Origin of the sequence: Pseudomonas sp. RC2C2 (assembly GCF_018390435.1) — a bacterium.
In the GTDB taxonomy this organism is placed as follows: Bacteria; Pseudomonadota; Gammaproteobacteria; order Pseudomonadales; family Pseudomonadaceae; genus Aquipseudomonas; species Aquipseudomonas donghuensis.
The window spans coordinates 561,342-574,817 of sequence record NZ_JAHBAX010000001.1 but is presented as its reverse complement, the minus strand read 5'-3'; the positions used below and the strand labels follow the sequence as shown (position 1 = coordinate 574,817).

General features: G+C 62.9%; 11 protein-coding genes. 9 read left to right on the top strand and 2 right to left on the bottom strand.

The window, feature by feature from the left end; translation table 11 throughout:
- Nucleotides 1-35 precede the first annotated feature (35 nt).
- The 3 genes from KHO53_RS02555 to KHO53_RS02545 all read left to right on the top strand — a co-directional run bounded on the left by KHO53_RS02555 (nt 36) and on the right by KHO53_RS02545 (nt 2,047).
- Entirely contained in the window at nt 36-476 is a 441-nt protein-coding gene (locus KHO53_RS02555) for an acyl-CoA thioesterase (protein ID WP_036996474.1), read from the top strand.
- A 49-nt stretch (nt 477-525) separates the two neighbouring features.
- Entirely contained in the window at nt 526-1,485 is a 960-nt protein-coding gene (locus tag KHO53_RS02550) for a tRNA dihydrouridine synthase (protein WP_100782041.1), read from the top strand.
- A gap of 115 nt (nt 1,486-1,600) precedes the next feature.
- A complete protein-coding gene (locus tag KHO53_RS02545; protein ID WP_010223248.1) occupies nt 1,601-2,047 on the top strand; it encodes an Hsp20 family protein in 447 nt (148 codons plus the stop codon).
- A gap of 469 nt (nt 2,048-2,516) precedes the next feature.
- Here KHO53_RS02545 and KHO53_RS02540 read toward each other — a convergent pair whose 3' ends face one another.
- A complete protein-coding gene (locus KHO53_RS02540) occupies nt 2,517-5,813 on the bottom strand; it encodes a sensor domain-containing protein (protein WP_213569944.1) in 3,297 nt (1,098 codons plus the stop codon).
- Between the two features lie 61 nt (nt 5,814-5,874).
- Nucleotides 5,875-6,759, bottom strand: a complete 885-nt coding sequence (locus tag KHO53_RS02535) for a LysR family transcriptional regulator (RefSeq protein WP_010223251.1) — start codon at nt 6,757-6,759, stop codon at nt 5,875-5,877.
- 130 nt (nt 6,760-6,889) lie between these two features.
- Here KHO53_RS02535 and leuC point away from each other — a divergent pair, with 130 nt between their 5' ends.
- The 6 genes from leuC to KHO53_RS02505 all read left to right on the top strand — a co-directional run bounded on the left by leuC (nt 6,890) and on the right by KHO53_RS02505 (nt 13,406).
- Nucleotides 6,890-8,323: a 3-isopropylmalate dehydratase large subunit gene (gene leuC / locus KHO53_RS02530; protein WP_010223252.1), complete on the top strand. Its 1,434-nt coding sequence runs from the start codon at nt 6,890-6,892 to the stop codon at nt 8,321-8,323.
- Complete coding sequence (gene leuD / locus KHO53_RS02525) at nt 8,320-8,964, top strand: 3-isopropylmalate dehydratase small subunit (protein ID WP_036996470.1); 645 nt, start codon at nt 8,320-8,322, stop codon at nt 8,962-8,964. The genes leuC and leuD overlap by 4 nt, the downstream gene beginning before the upstream one ends.
- 116 nt (nt 8,965-9,080) lie before the next feature.
- Nucleotides 9,081-9,845, top strand: coding sequence for a class I SAM-dependent methyltransferase (locus tag KHO53_RS02520; RefSeq protein ID WP_010223254.1), 765 nt, complete (start codon nt 9,081-9,083; stop codon nt 9,843-9,845).
- A 53-nt stretch (nt 9,846-9,898) separates the two neighbouring features.
- Nucleotides 9,899-10,981, top strand: coding sequence for a 3-isopropylmalate dehydrogenase (gene leuB / locus KHO53_RS02515; RefSeq protein WP_036996469.1), 1,083 nt, complete (start codon nt 9,899-9,901; stop codon nt 10,979-10,981).
- Nucleotides 10,982-11,049: 68 nt separating this feature from the next.
- Nucleotides 11,050-12,162, top strand: a complete 1,113-nt coding sequence (asd, locus tag KHO53_RS02510; RefSeq protein ID WP_010223256.1) for an aspartate-semialdehyde dehydrogenase — start codon at nt 11,050-11,052, stop codon at nt 12,160-12,162.
- Between the two features lie 233 nt (nt 12,163-12,395).
- Nucleotides 12,396-13,406 carry an aspartate-semialdehyde dehydrogenase gene (locus KHO53_RS02505; RefSeq protein ID WP_010223257.1) on the top strand — a complete coding sequence of 337 codons (1,011 nt, stop codon included), beginning with the start codon at nt 12,396-12,398 and terminating at the stop codon, nt 13,404-13,406.
- The last annotated feature ends 70 nt before the right edge of the window (nt 13,407-13,476 follow it).

The following is a 13,476-nucleotide window of genomic DNA, read 5'->3' as shown; positions in this document are numbered from 1 at the left end:
ACACTCTGCCCGTTCACCACGGACCTGGAGCGGGCATGAGTTGGGATCTGGCAACACCGTTCATCATCGACCTGCGGGTCGCTGCCGACGACATCGACGGCCTCGGCCACGCCAACAACGCAGTCTACGTCACTTGGCTTGAGCGTTGCGCCTGGCGCCACTCCCAGCGCCTGGGGCTGGACCTGGCCGAGTACCGGCGCCTGGACCGGGCCATGGCCGTGGTCCGCCACGAAATCGACTACCTTGCCGCCGCCTATGAAGACGACGAGTTGCAACTGGCAACCTGGATCGTCGACTGGGACCAACGGCTGAAAATGACCCGGCGCTTCCAGCTGGTTCGTCCCAGCGACGGCACCACCTTGCTGCGCGCGCAGACCACCTTCGTCTGCATTGAGTTATCCACGGGGCGGCCCAAGCGCATGCCGGGCGAGTTTATTGACGGCTATGGCCCGGCGCTGATGGCCGGAGCGCTGTAGGTCGCGGATTTTGCTAGACTGCCGGCCTTTTCCAGCCGAGATGCAACCCATGCAAATTGCCCTGGCCCCGATGGAGGGGCTGGTCGACGACATTCTTCGCGACGTACTGACCCAGGTGGGCGGCATCGACTGGTGTGTCACCGAGTTCATTCGGGTCTGCGACCGCTTGTTGCCGGCGGCCACCTTCGAAAAGCTCGCGCCGGAGCTGAGCCAGGGCGCGCAGACCGCTGCCGGGGTGCCGTTGCGCGTGCAATTGCTGGGCTCCGACCCGGTGTGCCTGGCCGAAAACGCGGTGCTGGCCTGTGAGCTGGGCGCGCCGGTGATCGACCTCAACTTCGGCTGTCCGGCCAAGACCGTGAACAAGTCGCGTGGCGGTGCGGTGTTGCTCAAGGAACCAGAGCTGCTGCATGCCATCTTGCGAGAAGTGCGTCGCGCGGTTCCTGCGCATATTCCGGTCACGGCCAAGATGCGCCTGGGCTTCGACAGCCCCGACGGCGCCCTGGACTGTGCCCGGGCCCTGGCCGAAGGCGGCGCCGAGCAATTGGTGGTGCATGCGCGAACCAAGGTCGACGGCTACAAGCCGCCTGCCCATTGGGAGTGGGTGGCGCGGGTGCAGGACGTGGTCAAGGTGCCGGTGTATGCCAACGGCGAGGTCTGGACTCTGGAAGACTGGCGGCGTTGCCGAGAAGTCAGCGGTGTTGAAGACATCATGCTGGGCCGTGGCCTGGTTTCGCGCCCGGACCTTGCCCGGCAGATCGCCGCCGAACGTGATGGTGTCGAGTTCGTGCCCATGGACTGGCACAGCTTGCTGCCGCTGATCCGGGACTTCTGGGGCCAGGCCCGGGCGCAGATGACGCCGCGCCAGGCACCGGGGCGCTTGAAACAGTGGGTGGCGATGTTGACCCGCACCTACCCCGAGGCGGTGGCGCTGTTCACTGAATTGCGCCGGGAAACCGACTGTGACCGGGTCGGGCAGTTGATCGGTGTGCCGGTCTGCGAGGCGGCCTGAAAAAAATTTTGCAGGGTTGCTTGAAAAGCAGGCGAGGGTCCTTATCTAGGGAGTACGCGATGCCGAAGTCGGGTCGCGCTACTACACAACCTCGCTGATTTTCAGGAGATGCATCATGACTACTGCTTTTTCTCTGGCTCCACTGTTCCGTCATTCCGTGGGTTTCGACCGTTTCAACGACCTGTTCGAATCTGCGGCGCGTAATGAGGCGGGTAGCAGCTACCCTCCCTACAACGTTGAAAAACATGGCGATGACCACTATCGAATCGTCGTTGCTGCGGCAGGTTTCCAGGAGCAGGATCTGGACCTGCAAGTGGAAAAAGGCGTCTTGACCGTGACTGGCGGCAAGCGTGACAGCAACGCTGAAAGCGTTACCTATCTGCATCAGGGCATCGCCCAACGGGCGTTCAAGTTGTCGTTCCGGTTGGCTGACCATATCGAGGTCAAGGCGGCTGGTCTGGCTAACGGGCTGCTGAGCATTGATCTGCTGAGGATCGTGCCGGAAGAGGCCAAGGCCAAGCGGATCCCGATCAATGGGGATGGCAAGCCTGCTCTGAATTGATTGGTTGATGTTGATGAGGGCACCTTCGGGTGCCCTTTTTTATGGTCTTTGGTTTTTGGTGATTATCCGTTGGCGAGGGTGGTGCTGAGTCACCTTTCCGCCCTTACGGCGGGTTACTTTGGCAGTCGCCCCAAAGTAACCAAAGGGCTTGCCCCACCAGGGGCCCTACGCTGCGCTTCGGGTTCCCTCGCTACGGTGTTGCTACGGGGCATTGCGAACTACGAGTTGCAAGCAACTCTACGTTTCGCAACTTCGGCTAACGCCGAAGGTGCTGCGCACTAGCCCCTTCGCAACACCTGCACTCGGCCCTTCTGGTTAACGGGGCCGGTAGATCAAGATCACAAGCAGATCAAGATCAAGAGCACAATTCGCTTCGCTCTTGCTTTGTGGAAGCGGGCTTGACCCGCGATGCGATTTGGCAGGCAGGGCGCTATCGCGGGGCAAGCCCGCTCCTACATTTTCGGTCGCTTTAGTAGCCTGCCGGCGCTTCAAGCAACATCGCCCGAAACTCCCCCAGCGGCAACGGCCGGCTATGCAGATACCCCTGGTACAAATGGCACCCCAGCCGCTCGAGAAACTCCAGCTGCTCCGACAGCTCCACCCCTTCGGCGATCACCGCCAGGTCCAGGCTGCGGGCCATGGCGACGATGGCGCGGACGATCTCGGCGTCGTTGGGGTCCAGCGGTGCGTCGCGGACGAACGATTGGTCGATCTTCAGGGCGTCCACCGGCAGGCGTTTGAGGTAGGTCAGCGAAGAGTAGCCAGTACCAAAGTCATCCATGGCAAAGCTCACGCCCAAGGCCTTGAGCTCGCGCATTTTGCTGATGGTGTCTTCCAGGTTCTGAATGACGATGCCTTCGGTAATCTCCAGCGTGAGGATTCTGTGCGGCAGGCGGAAGTCGTCGAGGCTGCGCATCACCCGCTCGACGAAGTCGTTCTGGCGGAACTGTCGCGGGCTGATGTTCACGCACAGGCTGAAGTCGTCCGGAGCGATCAGGCCGTCGCGTAGCATGCCGGCACAGGCATCGCAGGCTTCGTCGAGGATCCAGTTGCCAACTTCCAGTATCAGCCCGCTTTCTTCCAGCACCTGGATGAACTGCGCCGGCGGCTGCTGGCCCAGTTGCGGGTGGTGCCAGCGCAACAGCACTTCGGCACCGACGATGCGGTTGTCGCGGGCATCGACCTGGGGCTGGAAGTGCAGGGCCAGTTCGCCGCGGGCCAAGGCCAGGCGCAGGTCGTTTTCCATGCGCAGGCGCTCGCTGGCGGCCTTTTGCATGGTGGTGTGGAACATTTGCGTGGTGTTGCGCCCGGAATCCTTGGCCCGGTACAGGGCGATGTCGGCGCGTTTGAGCAGGTCGGCCGGGGTCGAGCCGTGGTCGGGGATCAGCGCCACGCCGATACTCGGCGTCACCTGCAGGCGCTGGCCGTCCAGCGACATCGGCTCGGCCAGCAGTTCGCGCAGGGTGTCGGCCAGTTCGCGGACTTTCTCCGTGACTTCCTCGCGGCTGCCTTCCAGGCCGCTGAGCAGGACCACGAATTCGTCACCGCCCAGGCGCGCGACGGTGTCCTCCAGGCGCACGCTGGCTTCCAGGCGCGCGGTGATGATCTTGAGCACCGTATCGCCGACCGGATGGCCGAGGGAATCGTTGATGTGCTTGAAGTGATCGAGGTCGAGAAACAGCAGGGCGCCACGCAGGTTGTGGCGCTTGAGCAGGGCGATCTGCTGGCTCAGGCGGTCCATCAGCAGGGCGCGGTTGGGCAGGTTGGTCAGCGGGTCGTGGTAGGCCAGGTGACGGATTTGCGCCTGGGCGTTCTTCAACTGGCTGACGTCGCGGGCGGTGAGCAGCAGGCACTCGGTTTCGTTGAGGTTGATCGGCTCGATCGACACCTCGACGGTAAGAATGTCGCCGCGCTTGTTGCGCCCGAGCATTTCCCGGTGATGCACACGGCCTTTTTCCTGAAATTCGCTGAGCAGCGCCGCGCGCTGCTTGTCGTCGGCCCAGATGCCGATGTCGTGCACGGTCTGGCCGATCACTTCGGCGGCGCTGTAGCCGGTCAGGCGGCAGAAGCCATCGTTGACCTCCAGGTAGCGGCCGCTGTCGCGCTCGGTGATGGTGATGGCATCGGGGCTGGAGTGAAACGCCTTGGCGAATTTCTCTTCGCTGGCCTTGAGCGCCGCCTCGGCGCGCTGCTGCTGGGTGATATCGCGCAGGGTGGTGACGCTGCAGGGCTGGTTGTCGACCTTGATCAGGCGGCTGGAGATCACGCAGGTCAGCGGCTGGCCGTCCTTGTGGTTGACCACCACGGCGACGTTGTTCAGGGCCTGGTCACGGATCACCCGTTCGATGCGTCGGGCGCGTTCGGCGGACTCGGCCCACAGGCCGATCTGTTCGGCGGTGTTGCCCAGTACCTGCTCGGCGTTCCAGCCAAACACCTGGGTAAAGGCCGGGTTGATCTCGATGAACTGGCCGCTGTCCTGGCGAGTGACGCAGATCGGGTCGGGGCTGGCCTGGAACAGGCTGGCGAACTTTTCTTCGGAGCTGGTCAGGCGCTGTTCGCGTTCGACCTGGTCGCTGATGTCCAGCAAGGTGCCGGCCATGCGCAGCGGGTTGCCTTGTTCGTCGCGGTACAGCCGTGCACGGCTTTCGATGTAGCGCGAGGTGCCATCTTCCAGCTGGATGCGGTAGGTGATCTGGTAGTTGCCGGCCGGGCCTTCACGCAGGCTGCGATAGGCCTGGCGCATGGTGCTGCGCTCCAGTTCCGGCACGCCTTCGAAAAACGCCTCGAAGGATTCGTGAAAGGGGGCCGGTTCAAGGCCGTGTAACTGGGCCGCGCGCGCCGAGCCGTAAAGCATGCCGCTGGGGATGTGCCAGTCCCAGGTGCCCAGCTGCGCCGAGTCCAGGGCCAGGTCCAGGCGTTCCTGGCTGTCCTTGAGTGCTTGTTCGGCGCGCTTGCGTTCGCTGGTGTCGACAAAGGTACTGAGCAGGTAGGCGGTGCCTTCCAGCTCGATATTCTGGGTGCAGAGAATGCCGTCGTGAATTTCGCCGTTGCTGCCGCGAAACTGCACTTCGAGGGTCACCGGGCCGCTGGTGCCGCTGGTCGCCGCCAGTACCTGGTGGCGCTGCTGCGGATGGACCCACAGGCCCAGCTCCAGGGTGCTCTTGTGGATGATCTGGTGGCCCGGCCAGCCGAGGATGTTCTCAAAATGCTGGTTGACCTCGTAGATCATGCCGTCGGCACGGCGGGTCAGCAGGATGACATTGGGGCTCAGGTGGAAGAGGGTGGCGAAGCGCTTTTCCGAGTTGATCAGCGCCGCTTCCCGTTCGCGTTGACGGGTGATCTCGCGGATTACCCCGACCATTTGCCGCCGTCCGCTGCGGTCCTTGGTCATGCTGCCATTGATTTCCAGCCAGTGCAGGCTGCCATCGGGCCAACGGATGCGATGGCGCAGAGCCTGCTCCACCGGCTCGCCATTGACCACTGCATGAAACGCCTGCAGGGCACGGGGGCGGTCTTCCATGGGCACCAGTTCGAGGTAGTCCAGGTCGTTGGGCAGTGGGTGGTGCGGATCGAAGCCGAACAGTGCCTGGGTGCCGCGCGACCAGCTGATCTGCCCGGTCTCGACATCCCAGAACCAGGCACCCAGGCGCGCACCGTTGAGCGCCGCCAGCAGTTGCGGGGCGTTTTCCCAGGTTTGCTCCGATTCCTGAGGGTCCGCCGCATGAATTCGGGGCATGCGCGGAAAACGGTTTGCTGATTTGGGCATCGATACCAGACCTTTGGCAGATAACGCGTCCTTGAGCGGGCAGGCTTGCCCGGATGCTACCTCAGTGGTTCAAGGGGCTTGCTTGGCTGTCGAGCAGTGCCATAAAGGCCCTGGCGGCATTCGATAACGTTCGCTCGGTGTGCAGAATGTAGCCTAGCTGGCGCGACAGCTGTATGCCCGGCAAGGCGATGGGCGCAACCTGCTCATCGAGCATAGTACGTGGCAACACACTCCATGCCAGGCCGATGGAAACCATCATCTTGATAGTTTCCAGGTAGTTGGTGCTCATGGCGATGTTCGGGGCCAGGCCCTGGGCTTCGAACAGGCGCTGGACAATATGGTGTGTGAAGGTGTTGCCGCCGGGAAAAACCGCCGGATGGTGGGCAATGTCGGCCAGGCTCACCGCGCCCTTGCGCGCCAGTGGATGCTCGGGGGCGGCGACGAAGTCCAGCGGGTCGTCCCATACCGGCACGGCGCGTACCAGGTGGTGGGGCTCCGGGGCCAGGGTGATTACGGCAATTTCCGCTCGGCCATGGAGGATTTCTTCGTAAGCTACTTCTGAATCGAGAAACTGGATGTCCAGCGCCACCGCCGGGTACTGGCGGGTAAAGGCTCTTAATAGCGGTGGCAGGCGGTGCAGGCCGATGTGATGGCTGGTGGCCAGGGTCAGGCGCCCGCTGACTTCACCGGTGAGGTTGCTCAGGGCCCGGCGGGTGTCGTCCAGCACATTGAGTATCTGGTAGGCGCGCGGCAGCAAGGCGCGGCCGGCCTCGGTCAGGTTGACCTCGCGGCCCAGGCGGTCGAACAGGCGCACATCCAGCTGCTGCTCAAGGCCGGCGATGCGTTTGCTGATCGCCGGCTGGGTCAGGTGCAGGCGTTCGCCGGCCCCGGAAAAGCTGCCGGTCTCGGCGATCGCGATAAAGGCATTGAGGTTGGCCAGGTCCACTACTCGAATTCCTTTTGGTTATCCAAAGCATAAAAATTATGAATTTGAGTTATTCAATCTACCGGCATAGCATCGTCCGTACAAGCCAAGGGGTTATTGGCATAGAAAGACGCTGATGAGGAACAGTCTGATGGCCGGCAAAACGCTTTACGACAAGCTCTGGGATTCGCATTTGGTCAAGCAGCGCGACGATGGTTCGGCGCTGATCTACATCGACCGTCACATCATTCACGAAGTGACGTCGCCGCAAGCCTTCGAAGGCCTGCGCCTGGCCAATCGCAAACCCTGGCGCATCGATGCCAACATCGCCACGCCTGATCACAACGTGCCCACCACTCCTGAGCGCAAGGGCGGTATCGACGCCATTGTCGACCAGGTTTCGCGTTTGCAGGTTCAGACCCTCGATGAAAACTGCGACGAGTATGGCATCGTCGAATTCAAGATGAATGACGTGCGTCAGGGCATCGTCCACGTCATCGGCCCGGAGCAGGGCGCGACCTTGCCGGGCATGACCGTGGTCTGCGGCGACTCGCACACCTCGACCCACGGTGCCTTCGGCGCCCTGGCCCACGGTATCGGCACCTCCGAGGTCGAGCACGTGCTCGCGACCCAGTGCCTGGTGGCCAAGAAAATGAAGAACATGCTGGTGCGCGTCGAAGGCAAATTGCCGTTCGGCGTCACTGCCAAGGACATCGTCCTCGCCGTGATCGGCAAGATCGGTACCGCAGGCGGCAACGGCCATGCCATGGAATTTGCCGGCAGCGCCATTCGCGAGTTGTCGGTCGAAGGCCGCATGACCATCTGCAACATGTCCATCGAAGCCGGTGCCCGGGTTGGCCTGGTGGCTACCGATGAAAAAACCGTCGAGTACGTCAAGGGCCGCCCGTATGCGCCCAAAGGCGAGCAGTGGGCACAAGCGGTCGAAGCCTGGAAAGACCTGGTGTCCGACGCCGATGCGGTGTTCGACACAGTGATCGAGCTGGACGCTGCGCAGATCAAGCCGCAGGTCAGCTGGGGCACCTCGCCGGAGATGGTCCTGGCCGTCGACCAGCACGTGCCGGACCCGGCTGCCGAAGCCGACCTGGTCAAGCGTGGCTCGATCGAGCGGGCCTTGAAGTACATGGGCTTGAGCGCCAACCAGGCGATCACTGACATCCAGCTTGACCGGGTGTTCATCGGCTCCTGCACCAACTCGCGCATCGAAGACCTGCGCGCCGCCGCCGAAATCGCCAAGGGCCGCAAGGTGGCCGCGACCATCAAGCAGGCGATCGTGGTGCCTGGCTCGGGCCTGGTCAAAGCCCAGGCGGAAAAAGAAGGCCTGGACAAGATTTTCCTCGAAGCGGGCTTTGAGTGGCGTGAACCGGGTTGCTCGATGTGCCTGGCGATGAACCCCGACCGCCTGGAGAGTGGCGAGCATTGCGCCTCCACCTCCAATCGCAACTTTGAAGGGCGCCAGGGTGCCGGTGGTCGTACCCACCTGGTGAGCCCGGCAATGGCCGCCGCCGCCGCCGTTACCGGCCGTTTTATCGATGTACGTGAGTTGATCCAAGGGAGCGCAGCATGAAAGCCTTTACCCAGCACACTGGCCTTGTCGCGCCATTGGACCGTGCCAACGTCGACACCGACCAGATCATTCCCAAGCAATTCTTGAAGTCGATCAAGCGCACCGGCTTTGGCCCCAACCTGTTCGATGAATGGCGCTACCTGGATGTCGGCCAGCCGTACCAGGACAACAGCAAGCGCCCGCAGAACCCGGATTTCGTACTCAACCACGCGCGTTACCAGGGGGCCAGCGTATTGCTCGCCCGCGAGAACTTCGGTTGCGGTTCGAGCCGCGAGCATGCGCCCTGGGCCCTGGAAGAATACGGCTTTCGCAGCATCATCGCGCCGAGCTACGCCGACATCTTCTTCAACAACAGCTTCAAGAACGGCTTGCTGCCGATCATCCTCAGCGAGCAAGAGGTCGATGAGCTGTTCAAGCAGGTCGAAGCCGAGCCTGGCTACCAGTTGAACGTGGACTTGCAGGCGCAGACCGTGACCCGCCCGGACGGCAAGGTGCTGAGCTTCGAGATCGACGCGTTTCGCAAGCACTGCCTGCTCAACGGCCTGGATGACATCGGCCTGACCTTGCAGGACGGCGATGCGATCGCCGCCTTTGAAGCCAAGCATCGGGCTAGCCAGCCCTGGTTGTTTCGTGACGTCTGACTAATACGGTGAACCGGCTGACGCCATCGCCGGCAAGACTGGCTCCCACAGGTGCTGTGAGCACCACAGCCTGTGTGGGAGCTGGCGTTACCAGCGATGAGGCCAAGGAGATCGCAATGACCAGCACCACCCATAAGGACGTCGTCCAGCGCCAGTTCGGTGAACAGGCCAGTGCCTACCTGAGCAGCGCCGTGCATGCCCAGGGCAGTGAGTTTGCCTTGTTGCAGGCCGAACTTGCCGGCCAAGGCCGCGCACGCCTGCTGGACCTTGGCTGTGGCGCCGGCCATGTGAGTTTCCACGTTGCCCCGCTGGTGCGTGAAGTGGTGGCCTATGACCTGTCGCAGCAGATGCTCGACGTAGTTGCCGCCGCAGCTGCCGAACGCGGCTTCGAGAACATCGTTACCGAGCGCGGCGCCGCCGAGCGTCTGCCGTTCGCCGATGCTTCCTTCGATTTCGTCTTCAGCCGCTACTCGGCGCACCACTGGAGCGACCTCGGCCTGGCCTTGCGTGAAGTGCGCCGGGTGCTCAAGCCGGGTGGCGTGGCGGCCTTCATCGACGTGATGTCGCCGGGCAGCCCGCTGCTCGATACCTACCTGCAGAGCGTCGAAGTGCTGCGCGATACCAGCCATGTGCGCGATTATTCGGCCAGCGAATGGCTGCAACAGGTCAGCGAAGCCGGCCTCTTCACCCGCAGCCACAGCCGCCAGCGCCTGCGCCTGGAGTACAGCTCCTGGGTCGAGCGCATGCGCACCCCTGAAGTGATGCGTGGCGCCATTCGCCAATTGCAGCAGGCGATGGGCGAAGAAGTACGGCAGTATTACCAGATTGAAGCCGACGGCTCGTTCAGCACCGATGTTGTGGTGCTCTGGGCCGAACGCTAGGTTTTTTCCGGCAGGCCAACAGGGCGTGCCGCTTGAATTGAATAGAGGAAAGCATGAGCAAGCAGATTCTGATTCTTCCAGGTGATGGCATTGGTCCGGAAATCATGGCCGAGGCGGTCAAGGTTCTGGAGCTGGCCAACGACAAGTTCCAGCTCGGCTTCAGCCTGGAGCACGACGTGATCGGTGGCGCCGCCATCGACAAGCACGGCGTACCCCTGGCCGACGAGACCCTGGCTCGTGCACGCAAGGCCGATGCAGTGCTGCTCGGCGCCGTTGGCGGGCCGAAGTGGGACAAGATCGAGCGCGACATTCGCCCCGAGCGCGGCCTGCTGAAGATCCGTTCGCAACTGGGCCTGTTCGCCAACCTGCGCCCGGCGATCCTCTACCCGCAACTGGCCGACGCCTCGTCGCTCAAGCCGGAAATCGTCGCGGGCCTGGACATCCTCATCGTTCGTGAGCTGACCGGCGGCATCTACTTCGGCGCGCCACGCGGCACCCGCGAGCTGCAAGGCGGCGAGCGCCAGGCCTACGACACCCTGCCGTACAGCGAAAGCGAAATCCGCCGTATCGCCCGGGTCGGTTTCGACATGGCCCGCGTGCGCGGCAAGAAGCTCTGCTCGGTGGACAAGGCCAACGTCCTGGCTTCCAGCCAGCTGTGGCGCGAGATCGTCGAGGAAGTGGCCAAGGACTACCCGGATGTCGAGCTCAGCCACATGTACGTCGACAACGCCGCCATGCAACTGGTGCGTGCACCCAAGCAGTTCGATGTGATGGTCACCGACAACATGTTCGGCGACATCCTGTCGGATGAAGCTTCCATGCTCACCGGCTCCATTGGCATGCTGCCATCAGCGTCGCTGGATGCCGACAACAAAGGCATGTACGAGCCTTGCCACGGCTCGGCACCGGACATCGCCGGCCAGGGCATTGCCAACCCGTTGGCGACCATTCTTTCGGTGTCGATGATGCTGCGCTACAGCTTCAACCAGCAGGCGGCAGCCGAAGCCATTGAAAAGGCCGTCAGCCTGGTGTTGGATCAGGGGCTGCGCACCGGCGACATCTGGTCGGCCGGTTGCAGCAAGGTAGGTACGCAGGAAATGGGCGACGCAGTAGTCGCAGCGCTGCGGAATCTGTAATCTCTCGGGCCCGCTGCTGTTTTTCCTTGTGAAGCAGCGGCCCACTTTTTAGCAAAGGTGTAGTTGCGATGAAACGTGTAGGTCTGATCGGTTGGCGCGGTATGGTCGGTTCCGTGCTCATGCAGCGGATGCTGGAAGAGCAGGATTTTGATCTGATCGAGCCGGTGTTCTTCACCACCTCCAACGTCGGTGGCCAGGGTCCGGCAGTGGGCAAGGATATTGCTCCGCTCAAGGACGCTTACAGCATTGAAGAGCTCAAGACCCTCGATGTGATCCTGACCTGTCAGGGCGGCGACTACACCAACGAAGTCTTCCCCAAGCTGCGCGAAGCCGGCTGGCAGGGCTACTGGATCGACGCCGCTTCCAGCCTGCGCATGCAGGATGACGCGGTCATCGTCCTCGACCCGGTCAACCGCAAGGTCATCGACCAGCAGCTCGACGCGGGCACCAAGAACTACATCGGCGGCAACTGCACCGTCAGCCTGATGCTGATGGGCCTGGGCGGCCTGTTCGAAGCGGGCCTGGTCGAGTGGATGAGCGCCATGACCTATCAGGCAGCCTCCGGCGCCGGCGCGCAGAACATGCGTGAGCTGATCCGCCAGATGGGTGCCACCCACGCCGCCGTGGCCGATGACCTGGCCAACCCGGCCAGCGCCATCCTCGACATCGACCGCAAGGTCGCCGAGGCCATGCGCAGTGAAGCCTACCCGACCGAGAACTTCGGTGTGCCGCTGGCTGGCAGCCTGATCCCGTGGATCGACAAGGAACTGCCTAACGGCCAGAGCCGTGAAGAGTGGAAGGCCCAGGCCGAGACCAACAAGATCCTCGGCCGCTTCAAGAGCCCGATCCCGGTCGACGGTATTTGCGTGCGCATCGGCGCCATGCGTTGCCACAGCCAGGCGCTGACCATCAAGCTGAACAAGGACGTGCCGATCGCCGACATCGAAGGCATGATCAGCCAGCACAACCCTTGGGTGAAACTGGTGCCGAACCAGCGTGAAATCAGCATGCAGGAGCTCAGCCCGACCAACGTCACCGGGACGCTGAACATCCCGGTGGGTCGCCTGCGCAAGCTGAACATGGGCTCCCAGTACCTGGGCGCCTTCACCGTCGGTGACCAGCTGCTGTGGGGGGCGGCCGAGCCGCTGCGGCGCATGCTGCGGATCCTGCTGGAGCGTTGATCGCCAGTCAGTGTTGAACCCAAGCCCGTGCTGGAAACAGCGCGGGCTTTTTTGTTGGCCCTCAAAGCATCGCTGGCAAGCCAGCTCCCACAGGTTCGGTTTGTACAGACCCTTGTGGGAGCTGGCTTGCCAGCGATGGGCTGCATAAGCAGCGCCAGTAGCAGCAGGCACAAGACTGCAAGACGAAATCCAAGTAAAGTGCCGCTCCCGCCGTTCCAGCAGAGGATTTTTCCATGAGCCAGCCTATTGATATCGCCGTCATCGGTGCCACCGGTACAGTCGGTGAGACCCTTGTACAAATTCTGGATGAATGCGATTTCCCGGTCGGCACCCTGCACCTGCTGGCCAGCAACGAATCGGCGGGCAGCGGTGTGATGTTTCGCAGCAAGAGCCTGCGCGTGCGCGAGGTCGACAGCTTCGACTTCAGCAAGGTCAAGCTGGCTTTCTTTGCCGCCGGCCCGGCGGTGACCCGCAGCTTCGCGCCACGGGCGCAGGCGGCCGGTTGTGCGGTGATCGACCTGTCCGGCGGCCTGCCGGCCGAACAGGCGCCGGCGGTGGTGCCAGAAGCCAACCCGGCGGTGCTCGACAACCTCAAGGCGCCGCTGCAACTGAGTAGCCCAAGCGCCGCCGCGATCGCCCTGGCGGTCACCTTGGCGCCACTCAAGGGCCTGCTGGAGCTTGAGCGCATCAACGTTACCGCGTGCCTGGCAGTCTCGGCCCAAGGGCGCGAGGCGGTCAACGAGCTGGCCCGGCAGACTGCCGAGCTGCTCAATGCCCGGCCGCTGGAGCCACGCTTCTTCGACCGGCAGATGGCCTTCAACCTGCTGGCCCAGGTCGGCGCCAGCGATGCCGAAGGCCATGGTGCCCTGGAGCGCCGCCTGGTCAGCGAGTTGCGCGAGGTGCTCGGCTTGCCTTCACTGAAGATTTCCGTGAGCTGCGTTCAAGTCCCGGTGTTTTTCGGCGATAGCTACAGTGTGTCCGTGCAAAGCCGTACGCCGGTCGACCTGGCGGCGGTCAACGCCGCGCTGGAAGCCGCTGACAGCATCGAGCTGGTGGAGGAGGGCGATTATCCGACGCCAGTGGGTGACGCAGTGGGCCAGGACGTGGTCTATGTTGGACGGGTACGCGGTGGAATCGACGAGGCTGAGCAGCTCAACCTCTGGCTGACCACCGACAATGTGCGCAAAGGCGCGGCCCTGAACGCGGTCCAGCTGGCGCAATTGTTGATAAAAGGCCTTGTGTAAAAGATACTTGCCGACAATTTGCCCCACTTGTTCTCGGTTGCCGGGGAAGGTTCATTCAAAGGAAGAGGTC